The organism is Streptomyces sp. NPDC051364 (genome assembly GCF_040682115.1).
GTDB lineage: Bacteria > Actinomycetota > Actinomycetes > Streptomycetales > Streptomycetaceae > Streptomyces.
Genome location: NZ_JBFBAH010000038.1, coordinates 37,174 through 53,292 on the forward strand (window position 1 = coordinate 37,174; position 16,119 = coordinate 53,292).

Below are 16,119 nucleotides of genomic sequence, written 5' to 3' on the forward strand. Positions count from 1 at the left end.
CGCCCACGTCCTGCGCAACGAGGCGATCGCCGTCCTTCTGGCCCTGCTGCGCCGGCGAGAGGAGGCGGCTCTTCCATCAGTCGCGCGCGCCCTTGGAGGTGTCTTCTGCCGGACTGCGGTCGTCAAGGCGAAGCGGCACAGCCATCACCCCAATTGGCGATACCGCAACACCTGTGGCACCGCATACCATGGCCTGCACGGCGCTGAGCTGCGACAACCCCCCGGCTCCACATCCATGCAACGGCCGTAACCCCAGAATCCGCTCTGCCAGGAGTGCCGGGCCCGGCTTATGGAGTAACAGCAGAAGCTGGCCCACCCGGGAGCCTGACTCGGCAGGGCCTCTGGCCTTATCCGCGCGCCATGCATGCCTGGCCCGGGGGAGGCTGTCGGGTGCCAGGCCCGGAGCGGCGGTGAAGGAGGCCATCCGAGAGTGGTTCTCACCCCGCCCGTCGAGCCGATGCTCGCCCAGGCCGTCGAGTACGTCCCCGGCTCCGGTGTCCTGGCGAGCGGTTTCGCGGCGGAGCAGAAGTTCGACGGCCACCGCGCGATCCTCTTCACCCCGCGAGCCCGGGCGGCCGGCTGCTCCTGCAGACCCGGCGCGGCTCTCTCGTCCAGGACCGGTTCCCCGACTTGGTCGCGGCCGCCGAGCAACTGCCGGACGGCCTGGTCCTCGACGGCGAGCTCGTCGTCTGGGACACCGCAGCCGGCCGTCTGTCCTTCGAAGCCCTCCAGCGCCGGGCCGCCGCCCGCGGCCGCACCGCCACCGCGCTCGCCGCGAAGAGCCCGGCGTTCTTCATCGCCTTCGACGCCCTGCAGATCGACGGCATCGAGCTGCTGGCCCTGCCCTACGCCGAGCGCCGCCGACGCCTGGAGGTCCTCTTCGCGGCCCGCGCACTGACCGCCCCATGGACCCTGTGCCCGATGACCACCGACCCGGCCAAGGCCCGGGAGTGGCTGGAGGACTGGACGGACGTCTCCGGCGTCGAGCTTCAATCCAGGCCGGCAGCTGGTGGCCTGCAACTGGGCTACTTTGAGCGGTTGGGCGATGGCGAGGTTGACGGTGACGGATTCGAGGCCCGCGATGGCCGCGGTCGCGAAGACAGTGCCGGCGATGGTGGCGACCTCGGTGGTGAGACCCGCCCGAGCCGGGCGGGGCGAAGAAGCGGTTTGCCGGCCCGGGACCGCGGCGGGTAGGTCGGTACGCGGCCCGGCACTGCGCTCGGCCAAGCGTGGCAGTGGCCGGCCCTTCGGCCCAGCGCTACGCCGTGTCTTCCGGATCAGGCAGGGCCTGCTCGGCCGCCACGGCCCGGAAGGCCGCGGCCGCGCGGCGTGCGACTGCGTCCGCGTACGGCACGAAGACCGCCGGGTCGGCGTGGTCGGTGATGCGCAGGCTCACCGCGACCTGGAACGTGTGGGCTGTGTGGTAATCGAGCTGTTCGGGGACCAGCGCCTGCGCGAACCCTTCGATCTCCCGTTCCCACCACTTGTACCGCGTCGCCATTCCGTTCGCGATGCTCTCACTGGTCACGGACGCCAGACCATAGGCGCCGGACGGCCGCCGCACGAGGAGGATCCGGTCCGGGTGGTACGCGGCGCCGCGCCACTGCCCTGCGTACAGGTGTCCCATCGGCATGTCCGGCGGTGTCCTGAGCGGGGTGGCGTCGGGCAGGCCGGACCAGTCGAAGTGCACCCACCAACCGTGGCGCGCCTCGTACGGCCTGTCCTTGACGGTGCTGATGCCGGGCCGTCCGGCCGCCTCCAGGGCCGCCGCGGTTTCGGTGATCGCCCCGGCCACTTTCCGTACGGCCTCCTCGCGGGCCCGCTCGTTGCGGGCCGAGGCGTGGACGCGCCGCCACCAGGCGTCGATGTCACCGACCGTCTCCCGCAGCTCGGCGGGCCAGGCCGGCGGCGTCTCGCCCCGCGCCGCCAGCTCCCGGGGAGTGCTCCCGCCCGGTAGCGGTCGGTCTGCGGCCGCCTGGCGCCACTCCCACTCCGCGAATCGGGCCCGGGCCTCCGCCAGCCGCCGTTCCTGTTCCTGGTAAGCACGCCGGCCGGCGTCGATACGCTGTTGTTCCTGTTCGGCGATCCGCCGCTCCACGGCCTCCCGCACCGGCCGGTAAGCGGCTGCCGCGGGCTCCACTCGCTCCAGGAAGACCGCTTTGGCCCTCCCGTACGTCCCCTCGGCCCACCGCCGGCTCACCCACCGCCTGCGCCAACGCCACAAACGCGCCTCGACCCGCTCCAACTCCGCTATGGAAGGGGTGAGTTCACTCAGGCAGACAAGGGCAGCGGCATTCCACGCAGCCACCTCCTGCGGGGTGGCGGTCGCCTTCACGCGGGTCCGCGACAGACGGGATGAGCCCAGCAGGTCCGGGACGGGGCCCTCGGCCCCGCCGACCTCGCGGGGCTCCTCAGGGAACCAGTACAGGGTCACGAGGCCGGCATCGGCGATCGCGTGGTGCCGCCACGATAATTTCAGAGCCATGGCCCGAGGATGCCCACAAGCACCGCTCCGAAGCCCCGACCGCGGCCACCCTCCAGAGCGGATCCGCAGGCCTGAGCCCACAGGCGTACCTCCGTCTACTCGGAGCCGAGAGCGCGCCGCGGCACCGTGAGTATCCGGACCAGACCTCGCCCCTCTGCCGGGACGCCCTGCAGGTCCATGTCCGCGGCTCGGCTTCCGGCCGGATCCGGGCGATGGCCGGGAGCGAGTACACGCTCGACGACCGGATGTGCCCGGACCTGGACGCGGTCGCCCGCGGCATAGCTGGTGAAGCGGACCCCACAGCCCGTCGGCAGCTGGCGATCGCGCTGATCCACGTCCGCGACCGTGCCGGGCAACGGGCTGCGCCGGCGGAGGACCGGTGCGACAGCCCTATACGGCGCCGATCCCGCCGGATTCCTGCACCGCGACATCCAACAGGCCGTTGGACGGCGCGCCGACGTCCTTCGCGGCTTCGCTTTCGACGGGGAGCCGACCGTCGTCGACATCCTGGGGCACCTGCGCAAGAACCGCGATGCGGAGCGGGCGGGGAGCAGGACACGTCCGGTGCGCGGATCCTCACGAAGCCCTGGGGAACGGGTGACCGCCGCGATCGCCCGCACTCCGGTACCCACGCCACGGTGGGTGCCGCGCTAGCCGACCTCGTCCTACGGGCTTCGTGGCCGGGGAAGGCCTCGCCTTCACTGCAGCCGGCTGGCGAAGGCCCGTGCCGGGGGAGGCATGACCACGGCTGGCTTTGTACGCGTCGAAGAGCAGCGTTTTGACAGCAGTTCGGGAGTCACCCTGGCGGTCGGCGCCGAGCCGTTGTTCATGACGTTCGACGGCACCGCCCCGCGCCGGGACGTAGCGCCAGCCGTCTGGGCGTCCTCGGGAGCCGGGTCGCTGGGGACAAAAGCGCTGGCTACGGAGCCAGGTCACCGGTGGCGCGGCTCCGACGCCGTCTCGCGGCCCGCTGCGGTGTACTGCCTCCGGTTCTCGTGAACATCGGCCTCCCGCCTCGGCCGGTGCCTCCCGAAGTCATGACGAACGGGCTTCGCAAGCCGTGAACAAAGCCACTGTGCCCAAGCCTTATCCGGAAGAGTTCCGCCAGGACGTCGTGCGGGTCGCGAGGAACCGCGGCCCGGGCGTGACGGTCGAGCAGGTGGCCGCCGACTTCGGAGTCCACGCGATGACGCTGTGGAAGTGGATGCGCCGGGCGGACATCGACGACGGGACCAAGCCCGGAACGACAGCCAGGAGAGCGCGGAGCTGCGCGAAGCGCGTCGGCGCATCAAGCTGCTGGAGCAGGAGAACGAGGTCCTGCGCCGGGCCGCGGCCTACCTGTCCCAGGCGAACCTTCCGGGAAAAGGATCTACCCGGTCGTGGAAGAGCTGGCCACGGACGGCATTCCCGTCACGGTCACGTGCCGGGTGTCGGCGTACACGTGAACGTGGCTCTGCCAAGATTTTCGTAGCCGGAGATCATCTCGATGCGGCCGGTCGCCCGGTTTGCGGGGTGGGCAGCCTTTGAGTGTGTTCTGTTGAACTGCCAGAGTTGTTACCGCACTTGGCCGGGTTGCTGGTGTTCTCGGCTGATACTTCCGGTCCTGCCGTGGTGATCGAGGCTCGTACCCGCTCCCGTGTCCCAGTGGGATGCAGCGGGTGCGGTGTCCTGAGCGACTGGACTCACAGCCGCTATGTCCGGCACCTCGCCGATGCGGCGCTCGGCGGCCGGCCGGTCCGGATCGACTTGTCCGTGCGCCGTCTGTACTGCGAGAACCGGTCCTGCCCGAAGGTGACCTTCGCCGAACAGGTGCCTGGGCTGACCGTCCGCTACCAGCGGCGGACGCCGCTGCTGCAGCAGCTGGTCGAGTCGGTCGGTGTTGTGCTGGCGGGCCGGGGCGGGGCCCGGATGCTGCGGGTCCTGAACGTCAGACTCTCGCGGTGCACCGTGCTCGCCCAGCTGATGCGGGTGCCGCTGCCTCCGCTGGTCACACCCCGGGTGCTGGGGGTGGACGACTTCGCGTTCTACGGCGACACCTACGGCACTCTCCTGGTCGATGCCACTACCCGACTCCCGCTTACGCTTTGGGAGGGCAGGGACGCAGAACAGCTCAGCCGATGGCTCCGCTTGCATCCCGGAGTCGAGATCGCCTGCCGCGACGGCTCCCTCACCTACCGGCAGGGCATTGCCGATGGTGCCCCCGAAGCTCTGCAGGTCAGCGACCGTTTTCACTTGTGGCAGGGCCTGTCCCGGCGCGTTCAGGAAGTCGCCGCCGCCCACCGCGGCTGCCTTCCGGCCGCACTCCCTGTCCCCGAACCGGACGGGTCCGAGTCTCCTTCAACGACAACAAGACCCGGGCAGGACACTCCCGCCAGCCGGCATGCCCGGCGGCTGTTCGAGGCCGTCCACGCGCTGACCGATGCCGGCCGCCCCTACAGTGCCACGGCCCGCGAACTCGGGCTGGACCGCCGCACCGTCCGCAAATACGCCAGGGCCCGCAGCTGGCACGAGGTGATGCGCCGCCCTCCCCGCCGCCCGTCAACCTTGGATCCGTACCTCGACTACCTGCAGCAACGCTGGGACGAGGGCGAACACAGCGCCAAAATCCTCCACCAAGAACTCGCTGGCAAGGGCTACCTGGGCCACTACCAACGCGTGAAAATGGCCCTGGCACCACTGCGACGCGGCCTGCCCCTGGACGAGCCCCGCGAACGAACGCCCTCCCCACGCGACGCCGCACGCTGGATCATCACCAACCCACTCCGGCACGGCCCGCAGTCGGCGGAGCGCCTGCGGCGGCTACTCGACCATTGCCCGGAACTCCACCGCACCCACGAACTGGTCCGCCAGTTCGCCGCCATGCTCGACAACCGCGACGCCACACCACTGCCAGCCTGGCTCGATCACCTCACCACCAGCGGACTGCCACCCCTCGCCAGCATCGCCACCGCCCTGCGCGAAGACCGGCACGCGGTCGCCCAGGGAATCACCAGCCCCTACAACTCCGGAGTCAACGAGGGCCGCATCACCGACGTCAAGCTCCAGAAACGCATCATGGCGGGCCGCGCCGGCGTTCCACTCCTCCGACACCGAGTCGTACTGGTCGCCCACCTACGCCGCCGCTACGCGGACCAGCCGGCCACACCATCGAAAGGGCCGCCGGATACGGAAATCAGGAGCCTGTAGGCGAACGCGCTCACGGTTGAATGGGCTCTGCCGGGGGCCGGGCGGGGTCATAGTTGGTGCGGGCGAAGGCATCGTCGGCACGGTGCACGACGTCGGGCTGCGGGGGTGCCGGCCACACGCTCAAGGAATGCTCTTCAACCGGATCGTCGCCCTCATGCCCCTCACCCTCATCTCGTCCGCGTGCCTGAACCCGGACTCGATACCAGCCCTCGCCGGCATTCGCGAAGTTCCCCGCCTCCTCCTCCACATCCCCACCCCACCGGAACAGTCGCAGATTTCCGCTTGTGCTGTAGATACTCACGTCTACTGCGGCCTCCCACTCCAGCCCCGGCGGAGGAGGTTCCTCTGCGCACTGCTCGGTAGTGAGGCGGATCCAGCCGGTATGCGTGCCAGCGAACACCGTGAGGTGTTCCGGGCCTCCAGCCGCCAGGCTATTGCCCTCAAAGATCCGCCCGACCGTGTCGGCGTCGTCGTAAACAGTGAGGAAGTCGTCGCCCTGCAGGTAGTACTGGCAGTACGAGACAAACATGCGATCCGAAGTCCACCGTGTGTAGCTCATTCAGCGGATCATGCCCTGCCCCACTGACACCCCTCGAACAGCCCCACAAAGATGATCTGCGGCTACGAAAATCTTGCCAGAGCCAGAAAAGTCCGTACGCCGACACCTGGGCAACCACGGCCCCCTGGTCCTCCTCACCGGCTACCAGACACCAGCAGCCATCCGACGGCTCGGCGCCAGCCGGCTCGAGCAGTGGCTCCGGAACAGGAAGCTCCGCTGGTGCGGAGCCCTGGCCCGCACCGCCATGGAGGCCGCCGAGCGACAGCACACCAGCGTTGCCGGAGAGAAGACGGTCGCAGGAATGGTCGCCACGCTCGCCCGTGAAGTGATCGTGCTCAACGAGAAGATGAGCGAGATCGACCGGCAGATCGAGGCTTCCTTCCGCGCCCACAAGCAGGCCGCCATCGTCGCCAGCATGCCCGGGATCGGCAACCTGCTCGGAGCCGAGATCCTGGCCGCCATCGGTGGCGACATAGATCTCTTCGGCAGCCCTGATCGCCTGGCGACATCCGGCCTGGCACCGGCGCCCAGGGACTCAGGCAAGGTCAGCGGCAACCGTCACCGCCCCAAGCCGATACCACCGACGTCTGCAACGGGCCCTGTTCCTGGCAGCAATGAGCAGCATCACCTGCTGCTCGGAATCGCGCCGGTACTACGACCGCAAACGAGCCGAGGGCAAGAGGCACTCCCAAGCAGTCCTGGCGCTGGCCAGGCGACGAGTCAACGTCCTGTGGGCACTTCTCCGAGACCAGCGGCACTACGAGCTCACGCCACCAGCGGCAACCGTCCAATAGGGCTTCTCGCCGATCGCAAACCTGATCGACCAAAGCCGACTTCTCAGGGAGGATCCCATCAGCACTGCCCTATGACGCTGAGGAGACCCCTGTGATCACGCAAGGAGTACAGGTCACAGGCCGGTGCAGTGCCTGCGGAGGTATGACGACCTGCGATGTCGGCCAGTTCTTCCACCGCGGCATCCTCTGCTGGGGCACCGAAGGACGATGCGCGGACTGCGCGAATGGGTGGTGCGAGCAAGACAGCGGTCCCGTCACGCCCGAGCACATTCGACAGGCCTTGCTGCAAGCGCACGGGCCCACGCGGCTTTGCCTCTCTGGAGACGCGCCGAGCATCGTTCCCGTGCTGCAAGCCCTCCGCGGTGCGCAGGCACTGTCCCTGGGCGAAGCGAGAGCACAGGCCGCGGAACTCGCCGAAACCGGTCTCATCGGCACGCTCGTCGAGATGGAGATCCTGGCGGTTCACCTACGCAGACGAGCCATCACGGTGATCCTTGAAGCAGCGGCGTAACCCTGTCGGGACCGCACCTGCTGCGGCTTGACACCGGCATTGAGAAGTCTTTCCCCGCGATAGCCGGGGGAAGAGGTCTGGTCTGTGTCCGGGGGCTGGCTGCGCCGCAGGGGTACATGTACCGGTATGGCTCGTGATCGGATCCGGTGGCTCCTCGTCGTGGACCGGGCGAGGGAGATCGTGGACGGGTACGCGCCGCTGAAGGTCACGCTGCGGCGACCTGATCGACACCGTCCGCGAAGTACACGTCCCGCCTGCCTGGCCGGACGCGACCGCGTTCGTCGCCGAGATGCCCCCTGGTTCCGCCTGGACCGATCCGCGGGCCAGAAGCAGGCCCTGTACGTCGCCGCCGAGAAGGACACCCTCCGACAGCAGCTGACCGGCTGGCTCGAGTTCGCGGGTATCCCCGTGCTCGTGGTCCGCGGCTTCAGCTCCCAGTCCTACGCCGACGTCGTCCGCGACCGCGTCGCCCACGAGCAACGCGAAGCCTGCCCACTTGTGGTCGGCGACCATGATCCGAGTGGGGAATGGATGCTCACCGCGCTCGCCGAGGACGTCACCGCGTTCGCCGAAGCGGCCGGCGCCGAGGTGCAGTTCGTCTCCATCGCGGTCACCCCGGAGCAGATCGAGACCTACCGCCTGCCGACCGCCCTGCCGAAGCCCACCGACCGCCGCTCGTTCTCCGGCACCACCACGACCCAGGCCGAGTCGCTGCTTCCCGACGTTCTGGCCGCGATCGTGCGCGAGGAGATCGAGGCCCGCCGCGACATGGCCCTCCTGCGGCGAGTCATCGAGCGAGAGCCAGCCGAGCGGCAAGCCATCATCGACCGGCTGACTGGCCTGCGGTGAACGAACCGCTGTCCCGGCGTCAGCTGCCGCACGCACAGCCGGGGGCGGCCTTCGCCTCGGCCGCGCTCTGGGCCGGGTCGAGGACCTGCTCCTCGGGGGTGCAGCAGGAGGTGGTGCCGCAGCAGGCGTCCGGCGCGGCGGCGCTCTTGCCCAGGGTGTCGGCGTCGGCCTTGACCACGTATACCTCCCAGGGCTCCTGGCCGGGGCCTGTCACCCAGACCTTGTCCTGGAGCGCGTAGCAGCAGGAGGTGTCGTTCTCCTCGAAGGTGGCCAGGCCGGCGTCCTTGAGGCGGGTGGTGGCGGCGGTGACCTGGTCGGTGGACTCGACCTCGACGCCGAGGTGGTCGAGACGGGTGTCCTCGCCGGCCTCGCCCTCAATAAGGACGAGCTTGAGCGGGGGCTCGGTGATGGCGAAGTTCGCGTAGCTAGGGCGGCGCTTGGCCGGCTCGGTGCCGAACAGCTTGGAGTAGAAGCCGATGGAGCCTTCGAGGTCGGCGACGCGAAGGGCGAGCTGAACACGGGACATGGCGGTCTCCCCGATCCGAGGTCTTGTTTCGACATCTGTCGATACAGCAAGCTTGCCTCTCCGGATAGATGGCTGTCAACATAGACGTATGTCGAAATCAGAGCTGGTCGTCCTCGGGCAGGACGACGCCATGGTGTGCTGCTCGCCGATGGTCCGCGAACCGCTGGGCGAGGCAGCCGCCGTCGACCTGGCCCGGATGTTCAAGGCACTGTCGGACCCGGTCCGGCTGCGGCTGCTGTCTCTGATCGCCTCGCACGAGGGCGGCGAGGCATGCGTCTGCGACCTGACCGGCCCGTTCGACGTCTCCCAGCCGACCATCTCCCACCACCTGAAGGTGCTGCGCGAGGCCGGCCTGGTCGGCTCCGAACGGCGCGGGACCTGGGTCTACTACTGGGTGCTGCCCGCCGCCCTGGCCAAACTGTCCTCCCTGCTCCAGGCCCCGGCCGGCGCGGTTCCGGTAGCCGCAGGGGGCACCAGATGACGGAGATAGCGCCGCTGGGGCGCCGGGCCGCGGTCGAGTTCGTCGGGACCGGCGCCCTGGTCGCCGTCGTGGTCGGCTCCGGCATCCAGGCCACCAAGCTCTCCCAGGACATCGGCGTGCAACTGCTCGCCAACTCGCTGGCCACCGTGTTCGGCCTGGGCGTGCTGATCGCCCTGCTCGGCCCGGTCTCCGGCGCCCACTTCAACCCCGTGGTCACACTGGCCGCGTGGTGGACCGGCCGCCGCGGCGGTGAGGGGTCGAGTCTTCGCGAGGTCGCCGCCTACGTACCCGCGCAGGTCGTCGGCGCCATCGGCGGCGCGGTGCTGGCGAACGCGATGTTCGCCGAGCCGCTGGTGCGCTGGTCCACCCACGACCGCTCGGACCCGCACCTGTGGCTGGGCGAGGTCGTGGCGACCGCCGGCCTGGTCCTGCTGATCTTTGGCCTGGCTCGCACCGGCCGCGCGCACTTCGCCCCGGTCGCGGTCGCCTCCTACATCGGCGCCGCGTACTGGTTCACCTCCTCCACGAGCTTCGCCAACCCCGCCGTCACGATCGGCCGGGCCTTCACCGACACCTTCGCCGGCATCGCCCCCGCCTCCCTGCTGGCGTTCGTCGCCGCCCAACTGGTCGGCCTGGTCGTCGGCGTGGCCCTAGTCGCCGTGCTGTTCGGCCGTCCGACACCCGCCGGTGAGGACGTCGTCGTCCCACACGGCGAGCACCACCCGGCCGCCTCCGGCCGCTGAACCCACTGCGCCTGCCCGAAGGAAGAACCCCGTGACCACTCCCGCCGTCCCGTCCGTGCTGTTCGTCTGCGTCCACAACGCGGGCCGCTCCCAGATGGCCGCCGCCATCCTCACCCACCTCGGCCGGGACCGGGTCGAGGTCCGCTCGGCCGGCTCCGCCCCGGCCGACACCGTGAACCCGGCCGTCGTCGAGGCGATGCGTGAGGTCGGCATCGACATCTCGGCCGAGGTGCCGAAGGTGCTCACCGTCGAGGCGGTGCAGTCCTCCGACGTGGTGATCACCATGGGCTGCGGCGACGCCTGCCCGTACTTCCCCGGCAAGCGGTACCTGGACTGGAAGCTGGACGACCCGGCCGGCCAGGGCGTGGACGCGGTCCGGCCGATCCGCGACCAGATCAAGCAGCGCATCCGCGCCTTGATCGCCGAACTCGGCATCGAGGCCGCCGCGTGAACACTGCCCCGGTGACCGTCTCGGCGATGCTCCCGGAGCACGCTGAGCAGGTGCTGGCGATCTACCAGCTGGGCATCGATGGCGGCGACGCCACCTTCGAGACCTCCGCGCCGACCTGGGAGGCGTTCGACGCCTCCCGCCTCGCCGAACACCGCCTGGTCGCCGTCGACGGCAACCAGGTGCTGGGCTGGGCCGCTGCGGTGCCGGTGTCCGACCGGTGCGCGTACGCGGGCGTGGTCGAGCATTCCGTCTACGTCCACCCCGACGCACGCGGCCAGGGCGTGGGCCTGGCCCTGCTCCGGGCGCTGCTGGTCTCCACCGACACGGCCGGGATCTGGACCGTGCAGTCCGGCATCTTCGCAGTCCTGCCGTCTCCTGAGGCGGCGCCCCGCACGTGAAGCCGCGTGTGACCGTCCACCGCGGGCCCGGGGCGGGCGGGGTCAGGTGTGGATGCGGCTGTTGGTGCCGTCGTGGCTGTCGGCATGTTCGTCGTTGAACCAGTAGTCGCCTGCGGCGAGGTAGCGGAATGCGTGGCTGGTGTGGGCGGGGAAGGTGACCTTCGCGGCGCGGGTGCCGTCGCCTTGGGGTTCGAGGGGGTGGGCGGCGGGGTTCCAGTGGTTGAAGTCCCCGACCACGCTGACCGGTCCTTCGGGGGTGTCCTCGGGGAGGACGAAGGTGACCTGGGTGCGTTCTTTGAGCTGCTTGCGTTCGATCACGGTGGTCTCCAGCCGTGGAAGTCGTGGGGTGCGGGAATCCTCGCCTGGGTTGCGGCCGGCCTTGGCGGGACGTGGCCGCTGGCCGGTGCGCCGGTCACCCGGCCGGATGCGTCGCTCTTGGACTGTCGCGAGATGGCCCCGGGCCGGCGGCTCCGTGCGTCCGTAGCGGGGCCCGGCCGGGGTGGTGTGGGTTGCCACCGGCCGGGCCCCGCCGTGCGTGGACCCTCTCATCGCCCTGCCACCGTGCCACGGCCGTACCCAATCTGCCCGCCATGGGATCCGGCCGGGGGAATCGCGCAGCGTGACGCCCCGGGCCGCGGGCTCTGCGGTCGTGCCGCAGCGCGGGTCGGGGGCTGCGGGGTCAGGTGCCGGTGATCGGGAAGAGGATGTCGGCGCCGGTGATCTCCAGCAGGCGCAGGAACTGCGGCCGCGGCGCGCGCAGGCTCATGTGTTTGCCGTACTCGGCCGCGGTGTGATGGGCCCGGATAAGGGCGTTGAGGCCGGCGGAGTCACAGAAGGACATCTCCGAGAGGTCGGCCACGATCTCGATCGGGCCGCCCGCCTGGGCGATCGCGACATGCAGGGCGTTGTACAGCATCTGGGCACGGTCGATGTCCATCTCACCGCCGACGTGCACGACAACCCGCTGGTCACCGCCGTCCACCCACATGCCGGGGTCGCGGCCTTCTTGATCTCCCATGGACCCCATGATGGTGCAGGCTGGGAGAGGGAACACACCCGAAACGGAAGCCCGGTGTGACGCTGCGCCCCCCGGTGGAGCCGATGCTGGCGCAGGCCGCCGAGGCGATCCCGCCCGCGCGCCCGCTCTCGGCCGAGGTGGCCTTTGAGCAGAAGTTATGGACAGGTATTGGCGTCTGTCCGTTGTCCGGCGTCCGGGGTGGTGTGGCCGCCGGCGGTGAAGATGCGGTCGAGGTGGTGGCGGAGTACGGCGATGGCTGACTCTGGTGTTCGTTGGGCGACGAGGATGCTGGTGCCCATGGTCGCGGTCATGGCGAGCAGGCTGATGGCCTCGGTGCGTGCGTCGGCGCCGGGATCGGCCAGGCCTGCCGCCTGGGCTCCTTCGATCAGGCCGGTGAGGGCGTTCTCGGCCGCGTCGGGGTTGTCGATGAAGGGCTGGGCGGCGAGTGCTCCGTCGGTCACGGACAGGATCGAGTAGGAGCTGTACAGGAGGTGGAAGGTCCGGCTCTCCTGGTCGGTCGGCAGGGATGCCAGCAACAGCGCCTCGATCGTCACGCGCGGGCCCGGGTCCGGGCCGGCGGCGGCCAGTCGGGCGCCCACGCGGGCAGTGAAGCGGTCGGTCAGGTGCTGGAGTCCATAGAAGAGCAGCTTCTCTTTGGTCTCGAAGTAGTACTGCACGAGCCGGAGGGATACGCCGGCCTCGGCGGCCACGTCGCGCATGCCGACGGCGTGCAGCCCTCGCCGCCCCGCGACTTGGATGAGCGCTTCGGCGATCTGCGTGCGCCGTTCCTCGTGGTCCACGCGCTTTGGCATCAGTGCTGTCTCCGGCCGTGGGGGTGGGGTGGGTGGTTCAGGGGCTCACAGTCCGGCTCGGTCCGAACATCTTCATGGTACCGCCGTATCAACAATATGGTACGTTCGTATCACGAAGAACCGATCTTCCTGGAGGTGCCCGTGCCCGAGAACACGACCCGAGTACGCCGCGACATCGGCCACTACGTGAGCGACGAGCTGCGCGACCGGTACTTCGCCACCTGCGACGTCCTCTACGCGAAGGGAGCGCCCGCTCGCTACGAGACGGACGTCGAGACGAGCTTCGGCACCACCCACGTCTACCGGTACGGCCCCGCCGACCCGGCAGCCGACTCATGCACACCCGTGGTCCTGATACACGGTTCGGGAGGCTGCTCCGCCCAGTGGTATCCCAACACCCTTGCCCTCAGCGCCGAGCGCCCCGTTTACGCTCTCGACACTCCCGGCGACCCCGGCCGGAGCGTCCAACGCGAACCGATGTGGCAGCCCGAGCGCGCGGCGCAGTGGATGGACGAGGCCCTCGATGCGCTGGGCCTCGACAAGGTCCACCTGGTCGGTTCCTCGTACGGTGGCTGGCTGGTCATCAACCAGGCTCACCTTCGGCCCGGGCGGCTCGCCTCGGTCACCGCCCTCGACCCGGGCGGTCTGGAGAAGGTCGGCCTGCGCTTCTTCGTATGGATCTTCGCCAGCCTCTTCGCCACCTACGCCCCCAAGGCGTGGCGCCCCCGCCTCGCCAAGTGGCTGGAGCAGCCGGTGATCATCGTTCCCGAGCTGCGTACGTGGATCCAGGCTGGCGTGAAGGCCTTCAAGATCCGCCGCCCCGCGCCGCTGCCGCTGTCGGACGCGGAACTGGGCTCCATCCGGACGCCGTTCTACCTGATCATGGGCAAGCGCAGCCTGCTCGTACACCCCAAGCGGCAGCTGGAACGCGTACCGCGCCTGATCCCCGGCGCCCGCGCCGAGATCGTCGCAGCCACCGGCCACGGCCCGCAGATCGACCACCCCGACCTGGTCAACGCCCGGATGCTGAGCTTCATGGAGGACATCGACTCCCTCGATCCGGCGGCGGCACGGGGCGCCACGGACGCTTAAGCCCCTATCTGCCTGTGTCTGATGCCGCCATGCCAAAACGGGCTTCAGGGTGCCGATCGACGCGCTGCTCGACGGAATCGAATGGGTTCCGGAAGGGCTAGCGACGGGTTCGTTTCGGGTCGGCCCTCCGCTGGTATACCTATGCGCCGCCGATAGTCACCTAGGGAAGAGGCGTCGATGTCGACCGACCAGAACAAGGATCTCGTCCGGCGATACATCGAGGCGATCGACGAGAACCGGACCGGCGACTGGGCGTTCCTCGATCATTACATCGCAAACGATTTCGTCGCCCACAATGCTGTACATCCCGGGGTCAGCCTGGACCGTGAAGGAATCAAGCAGGGGGCGGAGCTCTTTCGCCTCGCGGCTCCAGAGTCCCGTCACGACATCAAGATGCAGGTCGCGGAGGGGGACCTCGTCGTCAGCCACATCGTGGGCCGCGGCGTACACACGGGAGAATTGCTCGGAATCCCTCCGACCAACAAGGAAATCGAGACCGAGGGCATCGTGATCCATCGCGTCCGCGACGGGCAGATCGTGGAGTACTGGGCAGTGACCGACGTGGCGGGTGTACTACAGCAGTTGGGCGTGCTACCAGGACCGCCGGGATAGGCTCTGCCCAACGTGCCCAGGTCGGGGTTCTCGCGAGCTTCAGCGCGGTCTTGCCCCAAGCAAAGTCGGTTCAGGCAGCCTGGGGCAGGCCGGTCGTGGTCTGCGGACATTCGGACCGGATGCCGGGATTACGGCTGATGCGGCGTGTCATGAGGGTGATGGCGCGCGGGTCCTCGCCGTCCTCGCCTGCCTGCGCCGCTGACGCTCGCCGGCGCCCCGTGTCTAGCGAGACCGTTCCCACACGGTGCGCGTGAGCTCGTACTCGACCTCGCCGTGTTCGGATCCCGCGATCGCCTCCGGCCAGTCCCCGGTGAAATGCCGGACGAACGACAGGCCGGACTTCTCCATCACGCGGCGGGAGGCGCTGTTGACAGCCATCGTGTTCGCGGTGACCCGCTCGACCCCCAGCTCGGTGAACCCCTTGTCGATCAAGGCCCGCGCTCCCTCGGTGGCGTAGCCGCGCCCCCACGCCGCCCGGTTCAGCCGGTACCCGAGCTCGACCACAGCGGGCCTGCCGCCTTCCACCGGCCGGAACTCGAACCAGCCCAGAAAGGCACCGGTGGCCTCCTCGTACGCGGCCCAGTACGCCTGCGCGTTCCAGCAGTCGTAGACGTCCAGGAGCCGCGGAAGGACCCGCGTACGGATCGTCTCGGGGCTGGTGGGACGGCCGCCGTTGATGAACCGCATGACTTCGGGGTCGCTGTCCAGGGCGAGCAGGCGGTCGGCGTCGCCGGCCTCGAACGCGCGCAGGGCGAGCCGGTCGGTCTTCAGGAAGTAGGTCATGCCACGATGTTCACCGCCGACCGAGGGAACTGCTATCCGATTTCGGCGTCCCCCGGCCAGGGACGGGAGGCCGCCGACAGGTGCCGGCTACGCATCCGGAGTAAGGCCTACGTGTGACTCGCCTCCGATCTGCGATCGAGCACGACGCGTCACCCGCCGGGGTCTGGGCGGAGATCACCGGTCGATGACCGAGAGGTGAGGGCCAGCTCGTGCCGAGCGGGCTGCGGGACTGCTTCCTGGGGCTTCCTGGAGGCGTAGCTGGTCTGCGATCGTGTCGGGCACGATCGGCTAAGGGAACCACACGTGACGTACGCAGATGATCCTCAGCGGTTGGCCCGTCTGCTCCGGGACCTGGCGTCCGCTTTGGAGGCGGCCGGGGTGAACCCGTCCGGCAGCAGCAACGAGCGTCACCTCATGGACTCGGCACGGCGCGCTGCCCGCGAGCTGACAGCGGGCACTACCGGGAGCGGGGACGGCCCACGTCGCGGCTGGACCGGTTCCGAAGGCCCGGCCAGCTGACGACCGGTCTCGGGGGACCTCGGAGTCGTTTGCTGCTGGTGCGGCTCGCATGGCGCTCCCTGCCCCCCTGCCGCGCACGGACGCGGTCGATGCATCGGCGGGGCGTCCCGTGGACCTCGTAGTAGGCCCGAGGGGCCGCGAGGTTGGCATCGAAGGCGGCGTCGGTGGTGTCCCAGAAGATCCCGAGCCCCTCCAGCTCGGCCGCCCGCACCTCGCTCATGGCCCCGGCCCGGTACGTGCGCCGCTGGTCGGACAGCCACCGCCCCAGCGGGAACTGCCCCCTTCAGGTGGTGCTTGCGG

The 16,119-nt window shown here is 69.5% G+C and carries 19 protein-coding genes and 2 pseudogenes; 11 read left to right on the forward strand and 10 right to left on the reverse strand.

Features of this window, described 5'->3' with window-relative positions; genetic code table 11:
* Positions 1 to 630: 630 nt before the first annotated feature.
* Positions 631 to 1,194: a hypothetical protein gene (locus AB0M76_RS38400; protein WP_365957366.1), complete on the forward strand. Its 564-nt coding sequence runs from the start codon at positions 631 to 633 to the stop codon at positions 1,192 to 1,194.
* 64 nt (positions 1,195 to 1,258) lie between these two features.
* Here the strand turns inward: AB0M76_RS38400 and AB0M76_RS38405 are convergent, their stop codons facing one another.
* The 3 genes from AB0M76_RS38405 to AB0M76_RS38415 all read right to left on the reverse strand — a co-directional run bounded on the left by AB0M76_RS38405 (position 1,259) and on the right by AB0M76_RS38415 (position 3,001).
* Positions 1,259 to 2,485 carry a hypothetical protein gene (locus tag AB0M76_RS38405; RefSeq protein ID WP_365957367.1) on the reverse strand — a complete coding sequence of 409 codons (1,227 nt, stop codon included), beginning with the start codon at positions 2,483 to 2,485 and terminating at the stop codon, positions 1,259 to 1,261.
* Positions 2,486 to 2,580: 95 nt separating this feature from the next.
* Complete coding sequence (locus tag AB0M76_RS38410) at positions 2,581 to 2,820, reverse strand: hypothetical protein (protein WP_365957368.1); 240 nt, start codon at positions 2,818 to 2,820, stop codon at positions 2,581 to 2,583.
* 55 nt (positions 2,821 to 2,875) lie between these two features.
* A complete protein-coding gene (locus AB0M76_RS38415; RefSeq protein WP_365957369.1) occupies positions 2,876 to 3,001 on the reverse strand; it encodes a hypothetical protein in 126 nt (41 codons plus the stop codon).
* Positions 3,002 to 4,093: 1,092 nt separating this feature from the next.
* Between AB0M76_RS38415 and AB0M76_RS38420 the strand changes: the two genes are divergently transcribed.
* A complete protein-coding gene (locus AB0M76_RS38420; RefSeq protein ID WP_365957370.1) occupies positions 4,094 to 5,671 on the forward strand; it encodes an ISL3 family transposase in 1,578 nt (525 codons plus the stop codon).
* Between the two features lie 10 nt (positions 5,672 to 5,681).
* Here the strand turns inward: AB0M76_RS38420 and AB0M76_RS38425 are convergent, their stop codons facing one another.
* Positions 5,682 to 6,230 carry a hypothetical protein gene (locus tag AB0M76_RS38425; protein WP_365957371.1) on the reverse strand — a complete coding sequence of 183 codons (549 nt, stop codon included), beginning with the start codon at positions 6,228 to 6,230 and terminating at the stop codon, positions 5,682 to 5,684.
* An 85-nt stretch (positions 6,231 to 6,315) separates the two neighbouring features.
* Here AB0M76_RS38425 and AB0M76_RS38430 point away from each other — a divergent pair.
* The 3 genes and pseudogenes from AB0M76_RS38430 to AB0M76_RS38440 form a co-directional block, all read left to right on the forward strand.
* Positions 6,316 to 7,024: pseudogene (locus tag AB0M76_RS38430) on the forward strand (transposase); the annotation flags it as partial.
* Between the two features lie 142 nt (positions 7,025 to 7,166).
* Positions 7,167 to 7,535: a hypothetical protein gene (locus AB0M76_RS38435; RefSeq protein WP_365957372.1), complete on the forward strand. Its 369-nt coding sequence runs from the start codon at positions 7,167 to 7,169 to the stop codon at positions 7,533 to 7,535.
* Between the two features lie 126 nt (positions 7,536 to 7,661).
* Positions 7,662 to 8,384: a hypothetical protein gene (locus tag AB0M76_RS38440; protein WP_365957373.1), complete on the forward strand. Its 723-nt coding sequence runs from the start codon at positions 7,662 to 7,664 to the stop codon at positions 8,382 to 8,384.
* A gap of 19 nt (positions 8,385 to 8,403) precedes the next feature.
* On the opposite strand, the gene AB0M76_RS38445 is transcribed toward AB0M76_RS38440, so the two are convergent.
* Entirely contained in the window at positions 8,404 to 8,910 is a 507-nt protein-coding gene (locus AB0M76_RS38445; RefSeq protein WP_365957374.1) for an ArsI/CadI family heavy metal resistance metalloenzyme, read from the reverse strand.
* A gap of 88 nt (positions 8,911 to 8,998) precedes the next feature.
* On the opposite strand from AB0M76_RS38445, the gene AB0M76_RS38450 reads away from it, so the two are divergent.
* From AB0M76_RS38450 to AB0M76_RS38465, 4 genes and pseudogenes are all read left to right on the forward strand, one after another.
* Complete coding sequence (locus AB0M76_RS38450) at positions 8,999 to 9,391, forward strand: metalloregulator ArsR/SmtB family transcription factor (RefSeq protein ID WP_365957375.1); 393 nt, start codon at positions 8,999 to 9,001, stop codon at positions 9,389 to 9,391.
* Positions 9,388 to 10,134, forward strand: coding sequence for an MIP/aquaporin family protein (locus AB0M76_RS38455; protein WP_365957376.1), 747 nt, complete (start codon positions 9,388 to 9,390; stop codon positions 10,132 to 10,134). Before AB0M76_RS38450 ends, AB0M76_RS38455 begins: the two co-directional genes overlap by 4 nt.
* A gap of 31 nt (positions 10,135 to 10,165) precedes the next feature.
* Entirely contained in the window at positions 10,166 to 10,585 is a 420-nt protein-coding gene (locus tag AB0M76_RS38460; protein WP_365957378.1) for an arsenate reductase ArsC, read from the forward strand.
* 26 nt (positions 10,586 to 10,611) lie between these two features.
* Positions 10,612 to 10,944, forward strand: a pseudogene (locus AB0M76_RS38465) (N-acetyltransferase family protein); the annotation flags it as partial.
* A gap of 81 nt (positions 10,945 to 11,025) precedes the next feature.
* On the opposite strand, the gene AB0M76_RS38470 reads toward AB0M76_RS38465, so the two are convergent.
* The 3 genes from AB0M76_RS38470 to AB0M76_RS38480 all read right to left on the reverse strand — a co-directional run bounded on the left by AB0M76_RS38470 (position 11,026) and on the right by AB0M76_RS38480 (position 12,813).
* On the reverse strand, positions 11,026 to 11,301 hold the full coding sequence (locus tag AB0M76_RS38470; protein WP_365957380.1) for an isoamylase early set domain-containing protein: 276 nt from the start codon (positions 11,299 to 11,301) through the stop codon (positions 11,026 to 11,028).
* 361 nt (positions 11,302 to 11,662) lie between these two features.
* Positions 11,663 to 12,001, reverse strand: a complete 339-nt coding sequence (locus tag AB0M76_RS38475; RefSeq protein ID WP_365957381.1) for an STAS domain-containing protein — start codon at positions 11,999 to 12,001, stop codon at positions 11,663 to 11,665.
* Between the two features lie 155 nt (positions 12,002 to 12,156).
* Positions 12,157 to 12,813: a TetR/AcrR family transcriptional regulator gene (locus tag AB0M76_RS38480; protein WP_365957382.1), complete on the reverse strand. Its 657-nt coding sequence runs from the start codon at positions 12,811 to 12,813 to the stop codon at positions 12,157 to 12,159.
* A 141-nt stretch (positions 12,814 to 12,954) separates the two neighbouring features.
* Here AB0M76_RS38480 and AB0M76_RS38485 point away from each other — a divergent pair, with 141 nt between their 5' ends.
* Both AB0M76_RS38485 and AB0M76_RS38490 read left to right on the forward strand, forming a co-directional pair.
* On the forward strand, positions 12,955 to 13,905 hold the full coding sequence (locus AB0M76_RS38485) for an alpha/beta hydrolase (protein WP_365957383.1): 951 nt from the start codon (positions 12,955 to 12,957) through the stop codon (positions 13,903 to 13,905).
* Positions 13,906 to 14,082: 177 nt separating this feature from the next.
* Complete coding sequence (locus tag AB0M76_RS38490; protein WP_365957384.1) at positions 14,083 to 14,517, forward strand: ester cyclase; 435 nt, start codon at positions 14,083 to 14,085, stop codon at positions 14,515 to 14,517.
* 222 nt (positions 14,518 to 14,739) lie between these two features.
* On the opposite strand, the gene AB0M76_RS38495 is transcribed toward AB0M76_RS38490, so the two are convergent.
* Together AB0M76_RS38495 and AB0M76_RS38500 are read right to left on the reverse strand one after the other, a co-directional pair.
* Complete coding sequence (locus AB0M76_RS38495; RefSeq protein ID WP_365957385.1) at positions 14,740 to 15,300, reverse strand: GNAT family N-acetyltransferase; 561 nt, start codon at positions 15,298 to 15,300, stop codon at positions 14,740 to 14,742.
* Positions 15,301 to 15,757: 457 nt separating this feature from the next.
* Positions 15,758 to 16,087, reverse strand: a complete 330-nt coding sequence (locus AB0M76_RS38500; RefSeq protein WP_365957396.1) for a helicase associated domain-containing protein — start codon at positions 16,085 to 16,087, stop codon at positions 15,758 to 15,760.
* Between the last annotated feature and the right edge of the window lie 32 nt (positions 16,088 to 16,119).

What these genes read in the sequence shown, in the direction of transcription:
- AB0M76_RS38405 (WP_365957367.1), bottom strand. Translation starts at nt 2,485, where the DNA reads ATGGCTCTGAAATTATCGTGGCGGCACCACGCGATCGCCGATGCCGGC.
- AB0M76_RS38425 (WP_365957371.1), bottom strand. Translation starts at nt 6,230, where the DNA reads ATGAGCTACACACGGTGGACTTCGGATCGCATGTTTGTCTCGTACTGC.
- AB0M76_RS38435 (WP_365957372.1), top strand. Translation starts at nt 7,167, where the DNA reads ATGACGACCTGCGATGTCGGCCAGTTCTTCCACCGCGGCATCCTCTGC.
- AB0M76_RS38440 (WP_365957373.1), top strand. Translation starts at nt 7,662, where the DNA reads ATGGCTCGTGATCGGATCCGGTGGCTCCTCGTCGTGGACCGGGCGAGG.
- AB0M76_RS38445 (WP_365957374.1), bottom strand. Translation starts at nt 8,910, where the DNA reads ATGTCCCGTGTTCAGCTCGCCCTTCGCGTCGCCGACCTCGAAGGCTCC.
- AB0M76_RS38450 (WP_365957375.1), top strand. Translation starts at nt 8,999, where the DNA reads ATGTCGAAATCAGAGCTGGTCGTCCTCGGGCAGGACGACGCCATGGTG.
- AB0M76_RS38455 (WP_365957376.1), top strand. Translation starts at nt 9,388, where the DNA reads ATGACGGAGATAGCGCCGCTGGGGCGCCGGGCCGCGGTCGAGTTCGTC.
- AB0M76_RS38475 (WP_365957381.1), bottom strand. Translation starts at nt 12,001, where the DNA reads ATGGGAGATCAAGAAGGCCGCGACCCCGGCATGTGGGTGGACGGCGGT.
- AB0M76_RS38480 (WP_365957382.1), bottom strand. Translation starts at nt 12,813, where the DNA reads ATGCCAAAGCGCGTGGACCACGAGGAACGGCGCACGCAGATCGCCGAA.
- AB0M76_RS38490 (WP_365957384.1), top strand. Translation starts at nt 14,083, where the DNA reads ATGTCGACCGACCAGAACAAGGATCTCGTCCGGCGATACATCGAGGCG.
- AB0M76_RS38495 (WP_365957385.1), bottom strand. Translation starts at nt 15,300, where the DNA reads ATGACCTACTTCCTGAAGACCGACCGGCTCGCCCTGCGCGCGTTCGAG.